The sequence below is a fragment of the Rhizobium sp. FKL33 genome (genome assembly GCF_005222915.1).
GTDB lineage: Bacteria > Pseudomonadota > Alphaproteobacteria > Rhizobiales > Rhizobiaceae > Rhizobium_E.
The window spans coordinates 1-15326 of the sequence record NZ_STFX01000040.1 but is presented as its reverse complement, the minus strand read 5'-3'; the positions used below and the strand labels follow the sequence as shown (position 1 = coordinate 15326).

11 protein-coding genes are annotated in these 15326 nt (G+C 60.6%); 7 read left to right on the top strand and 4 right to left on the bottom strand.

Annotation, left to right across the window (positions count from 1 at the left end; genetic code table 11):
- The first annotated feature begins 135 nt into the window (after nucleotides 1-135).
- Nucleotides 136-1344 carry an NAD(P)/FAD-dependent oxidoreductase gene (locus tag E8Q41_RS22300; RefSeq protein ID WP_137157779.1) on the top strand — a complete coding sequence of 403 codons (1209 nt, stop codon included), beginning with the start codon at nucleotides 136-138 and terminating at the stop codon, nucleotides 1342-1344.
- A 457-nt stretch (nucleotides 1345-1801) separates the two neighbouring features.
- Here the strand turns inward: E8Q41_RS22300 and E8Q41_RS22295 are convergent, their stop codons facing one another.
- Together E8Q41_RS22295 and E8Q41_RS22290 are read right to left on the bottom strand one after the other, a co-directional pair.
- Entirely contained in the window at nucleotides 1802-2047 is a 246-nt protein-coding gene (locus E8Q41_RS22295; RefSeq protein ID WP_137157778.1) for a DUF982 domain-containing protein, read from the bottom strand.
- A 100-nt stretch (nucleotides 2048-2147) separates the two neighbouring features.
- Complete coding sequence (locus tag E8Q41_RS22290) at nucleotides 2148-3362, bottom strand: aromatic ring-hydroxylating dioxygenase subunit alpha (RefSeq protein WP_137157777.1); 1215 nt, start codon at nucleotides 3360-3362, stop codon at nucleotides 2148-2150.
- 206 nt (nucleotides 3363-3568) lie between these two features.
- Between E8Q41_RS22290 and E8Q41_RS22285 the strand changes: the two genes are divergently transcribed.
- Nucleotides 3569-5905, top strand: coding sequence for a membrane-bound PQQ-dependent dehydrogenase, glucose/quinate/shikimate family (locus E8Q41_RS22285; RefSeq protein ID WP_246660293.1), 2337 nt, complete (start codon nucleotides 3569-3571; stop codon nucleotides 5903-5905).
- On the opposite strand, the gene E8Q41_RS22280 is transcribed toward E8Q41_RS22285, so the two are convergent.
- A complete protein-coding gene (locus E8Q41_RS22280) occupies nucleotides 5902-6912 on the bottom strand; it encodes a LacI family DNA-binding transcriptional regulator (RefSeq protein WP_137157776.1) in 1011 nt (336 codons plus the stop codon). The genes E8Q41_RS22285 and E8Q41_RS22280 overlap by 4 nt on opposite strands.
- 284 nt (nucleotides 6913-7196) lie before the next feature.
- Here E8Q41_RS22280 and E8Q41_RS22275 point away from each other — a divergent pair, with 284 nt between their 5' ends.
- Together E8Q41_RS22275 and E8Q41_RS22270 are read left to right on the top strand one after the other, a co-directional pair.
- Nucleotides 7197-7343, top strand: a complete 147-nt coding sequence (locus tag E8Q41_RS22275) for a DUF1127 domain-containing protein (RefSeq protein WP_137157775.1) — start codon at nucleotides 7197-7199, stop codon at nucleotides 7341-7343.
- Between the two features lie 551 nt (nucleotides 7344-7894).
- A complete protein-coding gene (locus E8Q41_RS22270; protein WP_137157774.1) occupies nucleotides 7895-9145 on the top strand; it encodes a cyclopropane-fatty-acyl-phospholipid synthase family protein in 1251 nt (416 codons plus the stop codon).
- A 57-nt stretch (nucleotides 9146-9202) separates the two neighbouring features.
- Here the strand turns inward: E8Q41_RS22270 and E8Q41_RS22265 are convergent, their stop codons facing one another.
- Nucleotides 9203-10174 (bottom strand): sugar-binding transcriptional regulator, encoded by a 972-nt coding sequence (locus tag E8Q41_RS22265; RefSeq protein ID WP_137157773.1) that lies wholly within the window; start codon nucleotides 10172-10174, stop codon nucleotides 9203-9205.
- A 241-nt stretch (nucleotides 10175-10415) separates the two neighbouring features.
- On the opposite strand from E8Q41_RS22265, the gene tal reads away from it, so the two are divergent.
- The 3 genes from tal (at nucleotide 10416) to E8Q41_RS22250 (ending at nucleotide 15156) form a co-directional block, all read left to right on the top strand.
- Entirely contained in the window at nucleotides 10416-11375 is a 960-nt protein-coding gene (gene tal / locus E8Q41_RS22260) for a transaldolase (protein ID WP_137157772.1), read from the top strand.
- Nucleotides 11376-11852: 477 nt separating this feature from the next.
- Nucleotides 11853-13880 carry a Wzz/FepE/Etk N-terminal domain-containing protein gene (locus tag E8Q41_RS22255; RefSeq protein WP_137157771.1) on the top strand — a complete coding sequence of 676 codons (2028 nt, stop codon included), beginning with the start codon at nucleotides 11853-11855 and terminating at the stop codon, nucleotides 13878-13880.
- A 4-nt stretch (nucleotides 13881-13884) separates the two neighbouring features.
- Nucleotides 13885-15156: a UDP-phosphate alpha N-acetylglucosaminyltransferase gene (locus tag E8Q41_RS22250; protein WP_137157770.1), complete on the top strand. Its 1272-nt coding sequence runs from the start codon at nucleotides 13885-13887 to the stop codon at nucleotides 15154-15156.
- The last annotated feature ends 170 nt before the right edge of the window (nucleotides 15157-15326 follow it).

The window sequence follows — 15326 nt, the reverse complement described above, 5'->3', positions numbered from 1 at the left end:
ACTGCGTGCCATAACCGTCTTCTGTTCATGTTTCTCTTCGATCCGAGCGCCAGCGAGACTAAACTGCGATGTTCCAAGTAACTACGAGGCTTGCCTTATTGGTAAGCTGCCCTGCACGTGCAAGAGCTGCATCCCATGCGGTGTGAAACCTTCGACACCGTTATCCTCGGCGCGGGCGCGGCAGGCATGATGTGCGCGATCTATGCCGCTGCCCGCGGCGGCCGCGTGCTGGTCGTGGATCATGCGAAGGCGCCGGGCGAAAAGATTCGCATCTCCGGCGGCGGTCGTTGCAATTTCACCAATATCGGCGCGAGCGCGAAGAATTTCATCTCTAATAACCCGCATTTCGCCAAGTCGGCCCTGGGTCGCTACACGCAGCACGATTTCATCGCGCTCGTCGAAAAACACGGCATCGCCTGGCACGAGAAGACGCTCGGCCAGCTCTTCTGCGACACTTCGGCGACACAGATTATTTCGATGCTTCTAGACGAGATGAACCAGGTCGGTTGCGAATTGCGCTTGGGCGCCATACTCGAATCAATCGAGCGCGACGTTAGCGGCTTTACCGTCACGCTCGGCGGCGATCGGGCAGCGATAATCCGCAGCAGGCATTTCGTCGTCGCCTGCGGCGGCAAGTCTATTCCAAAAATGGGCGCGACCGGTCTTGGCTACCAGATCGCGGAAAAATTCGCACTCGCCGTCACCGAAACGCGCCCTGCGCTCGTTCCGCTCACCTTCGGCGAGGACGTCCTCGCCGGATTTAGAGAGATGGCGGGCGTAGCGGTCAACGCGCGCGTGTCCTGCGGTAAAACGGCCTTCGAGGAAGCATTGCTCTTCACGCATCGAGGCCTTTCCGGGCCGGCGGTCCTGCAAATCTCGTCCTACTGGCGCGAAAGGCAGCCGATCCGCATCGCTTTTTTGCCCGGCGACAACGTCATTGCCTCGCTTGCCTCGGCCAAGCGAGAAAACGGACGCCGTGCGATCTCGACCGTGCTCAGCGACATCCTGCCCAAACGCTTGGCCGCCTATCTCGCCGAGATCCATGGCTGGACCGGACCGATCGGCGAGGCGAGCGACAGAAAGCTCACCGCCATCGCCGCGACTCTTCAGAACTGGGAGGTTTTTCCGATCGGCTCGGAAGGCTACCGTACAGCCGAGGTGACGCTTGGCGGAGTCGACACGGACGGTCTGAACTCGCGGACGATGGAGGCCAAAACCGTCGACGGGCTCTATTTCATCGGCGAGGTGGCCGATGTCACCGGCTGGCTCGGCGGCTACAATTTCCAGTGGGCGTGGTCGTCCGGCTGGGCGGCGGGCACAGCGATTTCGGAACGGGCTGCATGAAGAACGCGTTCGCTGAACATCTCGCCATCGCCGTCGGCGACGTTTGCTCAGGATAGTCAGGCCGCGCGCTCGAGCCGGGGGGCGCGGATGATGGAGGCAGCTTGACGCTCCAAGAGCGATGGTTTTTGGGGAATTGACGGTTAGGTTTGAACGACCACAATGAGGTCGGTAGCGGACCTTCGCGAACGCTTCGTGATATGACCGCTATTGGCGCAAAGCGGACAAGACAGCTACTCCCTTTCCCCTTCTACCCCTTCTTATCCTGATCGCGATGCCATTTAATCGCATAGAACATGCCAACCCCCAGCACGGCGATCTTGAGCGGGAAAAACACGATCGGGAACCAATCCCAGATGTCGGACGACTGCATATGATTTTGACCCTTGTTCAGTAAGGGAGCCCTACGCCCAAACGGGGTCTTGCGACATCCGCCATGTTGACGCAGTGGAGAGCCTCGTCACTCCCGCATTTCGATCTGCGCTTCGCGCGCGGCGGCGATGAAGGCCATGCGGGCGTCTTCGGGTTTTTTCTTGCCCTTGAGCGCGGCCTCGATCACGGTGAGCGCCCGGTCCAGCGCAGGGCCGTCCTCAACCGGCCAGTCTTCGATCAGCGCCCAGGTGGCTTCCTGCAGCGTGCGGATGGTGGTGAATTTGCCGGGGCCTTCGAGCGCCAGGGTCACGGGTTTGGTCCAGGTTGGGCTCACGGAAGAATCTCCAGCTTGATGATCGCCCCCCTCCTAGCATCGATCGGCGCGGATGATGAGAGGGGGCGTGATTTTGCTGAAGGGGTCGGCGGACGCGCCGTCACGGCAGGGGCGCGGGCGGAGTTTGGCGAAGCGCGGCGTTGACGGCCTCCATCTCGCTCTCGGCCGGGGCGGCGTCGAGCGTCATCACCGGCAGCGTCCGGCGGAGATGGTCGTGATGGGTGCGCACGCCATATTCGAGATCGGAGAGAAAGAAGCTCGAAAAATTCTTCGACGCCATCGCCTCGTTCGACCAGACGGTCAGTTGCACATCCTCCGCCATCGTGTCGCGGTCGATGCGGGCGGCGAGATAGCGGGCGAGCCGCTGGCGACGGTCTTCCTCGGGATAGCGATAGACCGCGCCGCGCAGCAACGTCTCTCCGGTCGAAAGCGGGAATTCCTGATAGAACTGAATGGCCTCAGGAGTGACGGCGATGACGTTGTTGGGAAACAGGCCGTAGTAAATCCAGGCCTTTTCCAGCGGCTCCGGCAGGCCTATCGAATTCTTCGACAGTTTCACATAGTTGCGCACGCTCCAGCGCCGCCCGGCATGCGGATTGTAGGTCGCGAAGGACCGGCAGACGCCGTCTACGAACGGTTCGTCATAATAGGTCGAGCCGTAGAGATCCTGCAGCGCCGGATGCGCCATGGCGACGTGATAGCCCTCATTGTCGACGTCGCGGACCGATTTCCAGTTGACCGGCGAGGTCTGCGTCCAGATTTTCCCGACCGGGACGGCCGTATCCATCCGGTAATGCGAGAGCTGCTCGTGATAGGGCGCCATGAGCGCCTCGACGGCGGGTTGATCGCCGGCGGCGAAGCGGATGAAGACGAAGCCGAGCCAGACTTCGCAATCGATTTCGCTGAGACCGAATTCGCGCTTGTCGAGCGGCGGGAACGTATCCGGTCGCGCCGGACCGCGCAGGGCGCCATCCAAATTGTACACCCAGCCATGGAACGGACAGACCAGCGCATTGCGGCAGGCGCCTTTTTCATCGGCGACCAGCCTGGAGCCGCGATGCTTGCAGATATTGTGGAACGCCCTGATCACGCCATCCTGCCCGCGCAGCACCAGCGCGCGTTCGCCGACAATGTCGAGCGTGATGTAGTTGCCGGGCGTGGGCAGGTCGGAGACATGGCAGGCGAGCTGCCAGCTGCGTCGGAAAACATGCTCCTTTTCGAGCTCCAGCAAAGCGGGGCTGTGATAGGTCCAGCCGGGCAGTCCGCGTCGATCCCAGCCCTGGGGTGGCGCGGCAATCGGGGTCTGTATCGTCATCGACCTGCTCCGTATTTGCTGAACGTCCATTCAATATAATAGAAAATGTAAAATGAAGTCAATTCTGTAGGTTGATTTTGAATTTCAAGGAAATTCAGGTGATCTATGTCTGGGATTTTCTTGTCGTCTCAAGGGGATGAGGTGTGCGAACGCCTTTCTGTCAGCGGGCTCTTCTGCTAAAAGTCGCGGCCCGCGGAGGAGGGGCCGTGTTGATTGAAAAACTGACAGCCATTGCCTGCGCGGCGATCGGGATCGTGCTGGCGCGCGAGGGATGGACCCTTGCCTGGCTAGGCGGCAGCGTCGCCTATCTGGCCATCGGGGCGCTTTATCTTGCGACCGCGATTCTCCTTTGGCGGCGCGCCGCCGTCGTTTTGCCCGTCTTCGGAGCGGGGATCCTGGCCAGTCTCGGATGGGCTGTCGCCGAGGCGGGGTTCGATTGGTGGGGGCTGTTGCCGCGCATCGGCCTCGTCGTCCTGACCGGTCTGTGGCTCGCAACCCCCTGGCTCCGCAAACGGCTCGACCGGCCGTCATTCAAAATGCCTCGCCTTGGTTACGTCGGTCTTCCCGTGGCTTTGGTTGCTCTGGCCGTGAACGTCGGAGGATTTTCCGATCCCGATCTCGCCCCGGACGTTGGACCGAAGGAAAAAGCCCCCGCCATGGCGGGAAGAGATGCGCCCGGCGCCGACTGGCCGCATTACGGCGGCGCTCTGTCAGGACAGCGTTTCTCGACGCTCGAGCAGATCACCCCCGACAATATCGGGTCGCTCGAAGAAGCATGGCGCTACCAGACCGGCGACAAGAAGCGCGGCAAGGAGGTGGTGGAAGCAAGCTACCAGGCGACGCCGCTCAAGGTCGGCGATCGTCTCTATCTCTGCACGCCGCATAGCCAGGTGATCGCGCTCGACGCCACGACCGGCGGAGAGATCTGGCGTTTCGATGCTGTAAAACAGGCGGGCGCAGCGTCGCGCAGTCAGACCTGCCGCGGCGTGTCTTATTTTCGGGATAAGGCAGCCTCCGGCGCGCCATGCAGTCAACGGATCTTCCTTCCGGCGGCCGGCGGCCGCCTGACGGCTGTCGATGCCAACACCGGCGCCCTATGCCGGGGCTTCGGGACCAACGGCGTCGTCGATCTTCTCCGCGGTCTGCCGCATGCGGAAACCGGCTTCTTCTACAATACGTCACCGCCGGTCATCGCCCGGGGAAAGGTCATCGTTGGCGGCGCGGTGAGCGACAGCGCCGGCCTGAATGCCCCTTCCGGTGTGATCCGCGCCTATAACGCCGTCACCGGCCGGCTTCTGTGGAACTGGGATTCCGGCAATCCCGAGGCGACCCAGCCGATCGGCGACGACCAATTCTATACAGCCGGATCTCCCAACAGCTGGTCGATTTCGTCAGCCGACGAGGAGCTCGGGCTGATCTATGCGCCGATGGGCAATCGCCCGCCCGATCATTTGGGGCAGGGGCGCAGCGCGGCGATGGAGAAATTCTCATCGGCCATCGTGGCGCTGGAGATCGAAACCGGGAAGGTCAGATGGTCTTTTCAGACGGTCCGGCATGATCTCTGGGACATGGATGTGCCAGCCCAACCCTCCCTCTTTTCCTTCCACATGGCGTCGGGCGCGTCCGTTCCGGCGCTGGCCGCGCCCACCAAACAGGGCGACATTTATGTGCTGGACCGGCGGACCGGCGGGCCCCTGCTACCGATTGGCGAGGCTGAGGCGCCCTCCAGCCTCATACCGGGTGAGAAGACGGCCCCAAGTCAGCCTTTGTCGTCGCTATCGTTTGCGCCGCCGCCATTGACGGAGACGGATATGTGGGGTGTCACGCTCTTCGATCAGCTCTCCTGCCGAATCCGGTTTCATTCACGTCGCTATATGGGACGTTACACGCCGCCCTCGCAGCAGGGCACGATCGTCTATCCCGGCAATTTCGGCGTGTTCAACTGGGGCGGGATCGCGGTGGATCCCGAGCGGCGCATCCTGTTCGGCATGCCGACCTATCTCGCTTATGTGGCGCGGCTCGTGCCGCATGAAAAGCCGAAGGAAACCCCGCCCAAACGCATGAAAAGCGTGTTGATCGACAATGCCGGGCTCCGCTACAGCGTTCGCCTCGGGCCTTTTGTAGGGCCGCTCGGTCTGCCCTGCCAGGCTCCGCCCTGGGGCTATGTCGCCAGCGCCGATCTCGAAACAGGGGCGCTGCGCTACAGGCGCGTCAACGGCACGGTGCGCGACCTGGCGCCGGCCCCTTTGCCCTTCGAGATGGGGGTTCCGGGCATCGGCGGCCCGATCGTCACCCGCGGCGGCGTCGCCTTTCTGGCGGCGACGCTCGACGACTATATTCGCGGCTACGATGTGGACAGCGGCGAGGAATTGTGGCGCGCGCGGTTGCCGGCGGGTGGGCAGGCGACGCCGATGACCTATCTCGACGCGCATGGCGATCAGGTGGTGGTGATCGTCGCCGGCGGTCACGCCGCGCTCGAAACGACGCCCGGCGATTATGTGATCGCCTATCGGCTGCCCAAGACAGCCCAACCGAAGCCTTAGCGGCTGCTCTCGCGAACGATGAGCGCCGGCGTGATCTCGACATTGGCTCCCGGCCCGCCGTCGAGAATATCGAGGATGAGGGCGGCGGTTTTCTCGCCGATCATCCGTGACGAAGGATCGATCGTGGTCAGACGCGGGTTGGACACCGCGCCGATTTCGAAATTGCCGAAACCGCCGACGGCGATGTCGGCAGGGGGCGTCAGTCCGCGCCGCTGGCATTCGGTCAATGCGCCGAAAGCGGACTGGTCGGACACGCAGATCACCGCCTCGGTGTCCGGATAGGCCTCCAACAACCGCGCCATCGCCGCGGCGCCCTCTAGTGCGGAAATCGGCGGCGGCCCAGCTGCGATCAGCCGCGTCGCATCCAGTCCATGCGCGAGCATGGAGGCGACAAAGCCCATCCGCCGATCGCTGCCGCGCGTGTCGCGTCCGACATCGCCGCCGATGAAGGCGATGCGGCGATAGCCCGCCATCACGAAATGATCGACCATCTGCCGGACGGCTCCGGCATTGGAGAAGCCGACATAGTTGCCGATCGGTTCGCTGGGTGCGTCCCATGTCTCGATCACAGGCATATGCGCGTTCTTCAGCAGCTTCCGGGCCCGATCGGTGTGCTTGCCGCCGGTGACCACGATCGCTTGCGGCTTGCGCCGGAGAAACTGCTCGATCAGCCGTTCTTCGTTCTGCATATGATAGTTGGTGTAGCCCAGAAGAATCTGCAGGCCGCGCGCGGCCAGGACGTCGGCCAGGCCGCCGACCGTATCGGCGAAGTTGGGATTGCTGATGGCGGGAATGGTGACGGCGACGAAATCGGACTTCTGCGAGCGGAAATTGGACGCGGTTGAATCGAAGACATAGCCGATATCTTCTGCTGTCTTGAGGATCGTTTCGCGCGTCTCGCGGCTGATCAGGCTGTCGGGTTTGAAGGCGCGGGACACCGTCATCAGCGACACGCCCGCAAGACGCGCTATGTCGGCCATGGTCGGCGGCTTGCGGTTGTCGCTCATCCCGTATGAGGCTCCTGTTAACGGTATCATCCGGGATTAGCCGTCATGTCGCCGCTTTGCAAGGCTCCAAATTTGAGACGTCTTTTCGTGGTCTCGATGCGTCCGGGTGAGGCAGAAACAGCAGCATCTGTCGTCGATATGCAGTTGATGCATGGGTGAGTTGAGAGCTTTGCGCTGTTACAAAACTCGTTCCGCGCCTATATTCCAATCATCGAAACGACGCCGGGGCCGAGCAAGAAAAAGCCGGGCAGCTGACGTCACAAAGACCCAGGAAAGGGATCATCATGAACGTCGCACGCAGCATCAACGCTTGGCGCAAGTATCGTCAGACCGTCAACGAACTCGGCCGTATGACCAATCGCGAACTCAACGATCTGGGCATTGCCCGCGAAGACATCCGCCGCATCGCCCGCGCCTCGATCGCCGCATAATCGCGCTGCCGATCTCAGTTTAAAATCAAGATGCGCCTGCCTTCTCGCTGAAGGCGGGCGCTTTTCCGTTTTGCTTTGCCACGTTCCTGTCATATTTGAACATGAATTTTCGCGCAGAACTGATGCATCAAGATAGAAAATATAAATATGTCAATGACATATGAGTCTGCGCTCTCAACCTAACTCAAAAATGCATGGCTGTGCTGCGAAATTCTGACTTTCTGACGCCCGTCATCTGGGCTATCTATCTCTTCACAAGAGCAGCGCATCCTCCTCCCAGCGCCGCTCTTCGTTGAAACAGCCACTCCTCCTCCCAGGCTGTTTCGCAGGATTGGCGACACCTCCTCCCGTTGCCAAGCCAACATTCGAAGGCCTGCCGTATCCTCCTCCCACGGCAGGCCTTTTCGATTCCTGGTTTTTCCCGCAATCTCACGTCATTCCGATCTGGATTCGGCTGTCGCGCTGTTCGATTTCGACTTGCGGTCCCCGGCGCCATAACGCATTCTTTCATTTAGATTTTGGTAAGGAATGCCCTGGGCATGGAGGACTGAATGCCGGACGTTGCGCAGATGATCGGCAAGATCGTTCAGACCGGATCGCTCAAACTCATCTTGGCGTCTGGAGAAGAGCGCCTCTTCGGCGATGGATCGGAGGAAACCATCGTTGTCCGCATTGCCGATGCGGAAGCGGAGCGCGCCATCGTTGCCGATCCCGCGCTCAAGCTCGCCGAAATGTATATGGATGGTCGGCTCTTGATCGAGGCTGGCGACATTTTCGATCTGCTTTCCCTGCTGCGGCGGAATGGCGTCCGGAAGGCGGGCAATATGAAGCTTGCGGCCAAGACGCTCGCCCGGGCGATTGCAACACAGTTGTGGAGCCGCTTTCCGATCAACCGAAACCTGCAGAATGTTTCCCATCATTACGATCTCAGCGCCAAGCTGTTCGATCTCTTCCTGGATGAAGATTGGCAATATTCCTGCGCCTATTTCGAGCCGCCCGGCATTTCGCTGGACGAGGCGCAATTGGCGAAGAAACGACATATCGCCGCCAAGCTTCTCCTCGAGAAGGGTAATCGCGTGCTCGAGATCGGTTCGGGCTGGGGCGGGATGGCCATGTATCTGGCGGAGGCGGAGGAGGTCGACGTCACCGGCGTCACGCTCAGCGAAGAGCAATTGAAGGTCTCCCGCGATCGCGCCGCGCGCCGGGGGCTGTCCAATCGCGTTCGCTTCGAGCTCACCGACTATCAGGATGTGGAGGACAAGTTCGATCGGATCGTGTCGGTCGGCATGTTCGAACATGTGGGTGTCGGCAACTACCGGCGCTTCTTCAAAAAGGTGTCGAGCTGCCTGGACAAGAAGGGCGTCATGGTCCTGCATTCCATCTGCCGGACCAAACCGAACTACGCCACCAATCCATTTATTGAAAAGTACATCTTCCCGGGTGGTTACATGCCTTCGGTCGCCGAGGTGCTTCCGGCCGTCGAGGCGGCTGGCCTGTTGATCAAGGATATCGAAATTCTACCAATGCATTACGCCCATACGCTGAGAGCGTGGCGTGAACGTTTCGTGGCGCGTAAGGCGGAGGCCGTGGCTCTCTATGATGAACGGTTCTTCCGGATGTGGGAGTTTTATCTGGCGGTGTCCGAGACGGCGTTCAGACATGACCGACTCTTCATCATGCAGTTGCAACTCGCAAAGCATCAGGATGTCGTGCCTTTTAGCCGGAATTACATCGGGCAAAGAGAGGCGAAACTGCGCGAGTTCGAGGCTGGTCGCCGGCCCTTGGAAAAGGTGGAGTTCTGATCGTCCGAGACGGGCTGGCTTCAGGTGAAGCGGTAGCGTGAATACGCTATCCTGATCTCAATCCAGGCCGAGAAGCCCTCGCGCCGCAGCTTCGTCCGTCACCAGCGTATGGCAGCCCGTGCGCCTGATGGTGGCCCGGATCGCAGGCACGCGCCGTTTGCCGCCTGAGGCCAACACGATGTGCTTCGCCTGCGAGATGGCATCGAGACCTACGGTCATGACGCGATCCTGGATTGGGTGACTGACATCACGCCCCTCCGCATCTAGGAAGTGACAGAGCGTGTCGCAGACTGCGCCTGTCTTCAGCAGCGAAGCATGATCTTCCGCCGAAATGAAGTTATGTGACATCGACGTGCCGGTCGGGCTGAAATCACCGCAACTGATAACGGCGATATCCAGGCTTTTCGCCCGCTCGAAAAGCTTGCCGAGGCCGCAGCGTTCGATCAGGCTCTTTTTGGTTTCGGCAGAGTCGACGATGAGTGGCGCGAGCAGCAGGAGACAGTCGGCGTCGAGTTGGCTGGCGAGCCGCCAGGAATAATCGATCGGGTTGATGACCGCATTGGTCTCCAGAATGCCGCCGAGCAGCGAAACGATCTGCACATTCTCGCGCCGGGGAGGGCGAAACGATTGCAGCGACGCATTCAATGTGCGCCCCCAGCCGACGCCGACTGCATGATCGTCGGCGATAACCTCCGAGAGGAAACGGCCAAGCGCCGCCCCGACGTCACGCGCGGTCTCGTCGGTATTGCCTTCGCCTGGCACGACGATCGCTTCATCCAGTCCGAGCGTCTCCTCAAGGCGCAGCGCGAGCGCCGTGCAATCGCCGGGCTGTTCGTTGATCCAGATCTGCACCTCTGCGCGTTTCAGCGCTTCGTCGAGCATGCGAATGACTGTGGAGCGGCTGACGCCGAGATGTTCGGCGATATCCTTCTGGGTGAGGCCCCTGTTGTAATAGAGCCAGGCCGCTCTGAGCCGCAGCGCGCGCGAATCCATCAGATGCGTGTGACTGTGTCGCTCGAGTTTCGCCAACCGTGTGTGTCTCCCATTCTCTCGTCGGCGTCCGCAGCCGCCAGTCCCTGCAACCTTGCACGCCGCGCGACGTTGAACCCGATGACAAGGTCGTCGCGCTTAAAAACCGAGGCGCATTTTTTCTGAAACATTTGCGCTCTTTGTTTGACATAAGTCGCATTATCCGGCAATAGACAAGTCAGATATTTCTCTCGCGGATTCTCCGGCGCGCCGGGTCCGAGTAGCTCGAACGGAGGACAATGTGACATCCAAACTGGAACAACTTCGCGCCATGACCACCGTCGTGGCTGATACCGGCGACATCGAAGCCGTGGCAAAGCTAAAGCCGATCGATTGCACCACCAACCCAACAATCGTGCTCAAGGCATTGGGTACGCCGATGTTCAAGGATCAGGTCGCCGAAGCTGTGGCTTGGGGCAAGAAGCAGAGCGGCTCGGAAGAGGCGGTCATCGCCTCCGTGGCTGATCGTCTGGCCATTTCCGTCGGCGTCGAACTCTCCAAGCTCGTGCCGGGCCGCGTGTCGACCGAAGTCGACGCGGACTTGTCCTTCGATATCGAAGGCTCGGTCGAAAAGGCGCGCGGCGTCATCGCCGCCTACAAGGAGCGCGGCATCGAGCGCGACCGCATCCTGGTCAAGCTCGCCTCCACCTGGGAAGGCATCCGCGCCGCCGAGATCCTGCAGAGGGAAGGCATCGACTGCAATCTGACCCTGCTGTTCAGCATGGCGCAAGCGGTCGCCTGCGCCGACGCCAAGGTCTTCCTGATCTCCCCCTTCGTCGGTCGCATTCTCGACTGGTACGTCAAATCCACCGGACAGACCTACACGTCGGAAAACGATCCGGGCGTCGTGTCGGTGCGCGAGATCTACAATTACTACAAGGTTCATGGCATCGACACGGTCGTCATGGGCGCATCCTTCCGCAACACCGGCGAAATCGAAGCGCTGGCTGGCTGCGATCGGCTGACGATCAGCCCTGCTCTGCTCGAACAGCTCGACGCTGATCAGGGCGTGCTTGAAAAGAAGCTGTCGCCGGAGCAGTCCAAGCCGGTTGACAAGATCGCTGTCGACGAAAAGACCTTCCGCTGGATGATGAACGAGGACGCTATGGCCACCGAGAAGGTGGCTGAAGGCATCCGCGCCTTTGCGAAGGACCTCGTCGCGCTCCGCGCCATGGTGAAGAAAGAACTGGCGGCTGCCTGAGCCTTGCCATCTCTATCCCCGCTGAACCCCGTCGAAAGCAATGCTTCGGCGGGGTTTCTCGTTCGTGGCTTGCGAATTCCGCATAGCTGCACTGCAGCAATTCGTCTGGCGGGATTTCGCGAATGCGGCTATACCTACTTCCAACAAGGCAATGCATCCTCCTCCCGCAAAGCCTTGTGGATTGTACGGTCCACTCCTCCTCCCAAGGGCCGTGCATCACAGGATGACGACGCTCCTCCTCCCAAGTCGTCATCGAGTTTATCGAAAGCCCGCCGCTCCTCCTCCCGCGGCGGGCTTTTGTGTTTTCATCGATGCTCAGCTCTGAAGAAAGCTGCATACCGGTCTGTGTCGCTCCGGGTTGCGGCATCAAAACCGCATTCAAATTTATCTTCTGTTAACCATAAGTCGCGATACTCGCGGACATATGGACGGCGCTACTCAGCCATTCGAAAGCCGCTTCAGAACCAAGGCGTGAGCATGGACATTTTCGAACTTCCGGGCATTCTGTTGCGGCGGTGGCTGTATGTGGTCGCCACGGCGGCGGTTTGTCTTGTCCTTGCTGCGGCCTATGCCATGGTGGTGAAGACGCCGATCCAGGCGATCGCGCAGATCCTCATCGATCCCCAGGGTCTTTCCGCTGTCCAGACAGAGCTGTCGCCGCAGGTGGCGGGTCCCGCCCAGGACGCAGCAATGCTGGAGAGTCAGATCTACCTTATCCAGTCGGCCGAAATCCTCGGCGAAGTGGTGGACAAACTCGATCTCACCACCGATGCGTTCCTGGTCAAGAAAACACCCGCCGACAAGGACATGGCCCGATCTGCGGCAATTGCCGCAATGCAGAAGAACCTGTTCGTCACACAGCAGGGCCAGTCCTTCGTCGTTGCGGTCGCCTTCAAACATCCCGACGCCGCGCGGGCGGCGGAAATCGCAAATGCGATCGCAACCGTTTACCTGAAGAAGATTCACGAGGCGAAAACCGACGCTTCCGAACGGGCTTCCGACGCATTCCAGATGCAGGCTCAGGCGCTTGCACAACGAATGCGCAAGGCCGAAAACGAGCTCGAAGCCTTCAAGGCGGCCAACAGGATCGTCTCGACCGGCCAGCAGGGCCTTGTGATCGACCAGCAGGTCGAGGGCGTCAACAAACAGCTTCTCGCCGCACGCGCCGATCTTGGCGCTAAGCGGGCAAGCTATGAGCAAGCCAAGTCGCTGACGATCGGCTCGGTCCAGGACGGCGCCATTCCGGAAGCCATCGCCTCGGTGCCGCTCGGAACCATGCGCGCCCGTTACGCCGATCTCGTGGCGCAGATGAACGAGCGCTCGTCTTCTCTCGGCGCCAATCATCCGCAGATGCGGGCCATTCAGAGCCAGGTGGCGGGCATGCGCCAGTCGATCGAGCAGGAGTTGGAGCGCATCCGCGTTTCGTTGAAGAGTGCGGTTGAGCGCGGCGAAGCCAATGTCGCGGCCCTGGAACGCCGCCTCAACGATCTGACTGGCGCAAGCTTCGACGCCGGCGCCGCCGCCATCCAGGCGCGCGAGCTCCAGAGCCAGGTGGATACCCTGCGCACGCTTTACAAGACATTCCTTGCGCGCTCGCAAGAACTCGGCCAGCGTGATCTTGCCGACACCAACAATTCCCGCATCATTTCGAAAGCGGTCGGCGCGTCGTCCTCTTCGAGCCTTGCCAAGATCATGATCGTGGTTGCCGGAGGCCTGTTCGGCCTGATTGCCGGCTGCGGTCTGGCTGTATTGCGGGAATTGGGTGGCGCTTTCCTGCCGCGCGCAAAAAACGAACCGGCGCGTGTCGCCCCCGATCGGAACGCACAAGCTTTATCGCCGTCCGTACAGAGGAAACGATCCGCGTCAATCAGCGTGTCTGCAGAAGCAGCAGAGGAGACACGCCCAGGCCTCCCCATCATTGCTCATCTCGTGGAGCGGTCGCCTGTGCTTGGTCGTTTGGCCAATGCATCCTTCCGCTCCCGCGCCGACGTCGCCGATGTCGGGGGGCGGGGAGTGACGCTGATCGTCGCCCAGATCGCCGAGCGAGTTTCAGCCGGCGTCACCGATGTGGTGATCCTTCTATCGCCCGGGCGCGATCGTCCCGCCGCCGGTCTCGTGCGCCAGCTTGCCGAAGGCTTGCATGCGGAGGGGCTCGACATTCTCTATGCCGATGGTGACGATCTTGCCGATGAGGCCGATCAGGAAGACGCGCCGCTGTCGCATATCCTGCACTACGAACGTCTGTCTCGGACGCCGTCTCTCGCCGGCCAAGCCCCGACATTCCGAAACTTCGTCAATCGACTGCGCCGACCGCATGTCACCCTGGTCGATGGACGCGGCGCAGTGGCGCGTCGCCATGAGGCGGCGTTGATCAACCAGGCCGACGGCATTCTGGTGCTGGCGGAGCAGGGGCTCGATGAAATCAGTCTGAGGCGTTTCATAGACGACCTGCCGGACGGTGACAGCAGGCTGATCGGCGCGGTTATGATCGATCGGGCGGCTTGACGGCATGCCGGCGGCTCAGACAGTCCAGATCGCGATGGACGAGACGGCGCTTTCGCCGCCAACCCAACTCGTGCGGTTCGTCGCCATCGCCACTGTCCTGGGCACGTTGACTTTCAATCTGTTCCTCTGCTTCGTCAACACCCGCGTCATGGCGATGTCCGACAGCCATGTGATGTTGATGGAAATGGCGCTTACCGGCAGCGCGTTTCTCGCAGCCCTGGATCGTCGTTCGGGCCTGCCGCTCTTCATGGCGATGTTCGTCAGCTACATGCTGCTGCTGTTTGCGCTCCGCCATCAGACGGATCTGAAAGCGATACGCGATGCCGCGAGCCCTGCGATCTTCTTCGCGCTTGGATACAAGCTGCGTGATCTCAGGCTGGCGGATCGTCTGGCGCTCACTGCGGGTATCGTGACGCTCGCCTTCGCATTGTTCGAGTATTTCATGCTCGAGACTTATCTCGACTGGTTCAACGTGCTGGGCTACTACATTTCGCGCGGCGCGGTGACGCTACAGGACAGTTTCGGCGCGACAAAGGGCCTGTTCATTTCCGGCACCCGGCCGGAGCCGCGCACCATCCTTCCGTTTCTCGGACAGCATCGCGTTTCATCGGTTTTCCTGGAGCCGGTGTCCATGGGCAACTTCGGGGTTATCCTCTATTCTTGGGGTCTGTTCCGCTGGGAATGCCGATATCGCTGGCTGATGATGATCGTCGCCCTTTCGCTGGTCGCGATGGCGGATGCGCGGTTCGGTCTTTACACCTGTATCGTCGTCACCATCATGCGGCCCATCTTCAGCCTGACGCCGAAACAGATCTGGATCATTGCGCCCTTCCTGTTTCTGTCGATCTTTGCGCTTTATGGACTGGTCGTGGGCTATGATGATACCGACAACGGGATTGCCGGTCGCTTCACCGTCACGGCCATCATCCTCACCAATCTACCGCCCTCGGTCATTTTCGGCGCAGAAGCGACGGACGTCTTCACCGCAGATTCCGGTTATGCCTATACGCTGACGAAATTCGGCCTGTTCGGGTTCATCGGCCTTTGGACGACCTTCGTTCTCCTGCCGGTCAATCACGCGCGCGGATGGACGTTCCGGGGGATGATGATCATCTATCTGCTGCTCATCATGATCATCTCCAATTCGTTCTATTCGGTGAAGACGGGCGGATTGATGTGGTTCCTCACCGGCGTGGCGTCTGCGGCCAGTTTCGTGGACCGGCCCGGCTGGCTGAATGGCCTGCTTGCGCGCATCCAGACGCGGGCAGAACGCTAGGACTTTCAAGATAGGCCATAACATCCCGCCGAACTGACGGAGACAGGTCAGCCGGCGCCTGTTTTGCGCGCACCGAAAGCCAATCACTCAACCGTCATGAAAATATCATAATAGTTTCAGGTATTTATCATTTTTCTCTGATTGCCTGGAATTTTGTTATTGACGGTATG

What these genes read in the sequence shown, in the direction of transcription:
- E8Q41_RS22280 (WP_137157776.1), bottom strand. Translation starts at nt 6,912, where the DNA reads ATGAGCGACAACCGCAAGCCGCCGACCATGGCCGACATAGCGCGTCTT.
- E8Q41_RS22255 (WP_137157771.1), top strand. Translation starts at nt 11,853, where the DNA reads ATGGACATTTTCGAACTTCCGGGCATTCTGTTGCGGCGGTGGCTGTAT.
- E8Q41_RS22300 (WP_137157779.1), top strand. Translation starts at nt 136, where the DNA reads ATGCGGTGTGAAACCTTCGACACCGTTATCCTCGGCGCGGGCGCGGCA.
- E8Q41_RS22290 (WP_137157777.1), bottom strand. Translation starts at nt 3,362, where the DNA reads ATGACGATACAGACCCCGATTGCCGCGCCACCCCAGGGCTGGGATCGA.
- E8Q41_RS22270 (WP_137157774.1), top strand. Translation starts at nt 7,895, where the DNA reads ATGCCGGACGTTGCGCAGATGATCGGCAAGATCGTTCAGACCGGATCG.
- E8Q41_RS22275 (WP_137157775.1), top strand. Translation starts at nt 7,197, where the DNA reads ATGAACGTCGCACGCAGCATCAACGCTTGGCGCAAGTATCGTCAGACC.
- E8Q41_RS22250 (WP_137157770.1), top strand. Translation starts at nt 13,885, where the DNA reads ATGCCGGCGGCTCAGACAGTCCAGATCGCGATGGACGAGACGGCGCTT.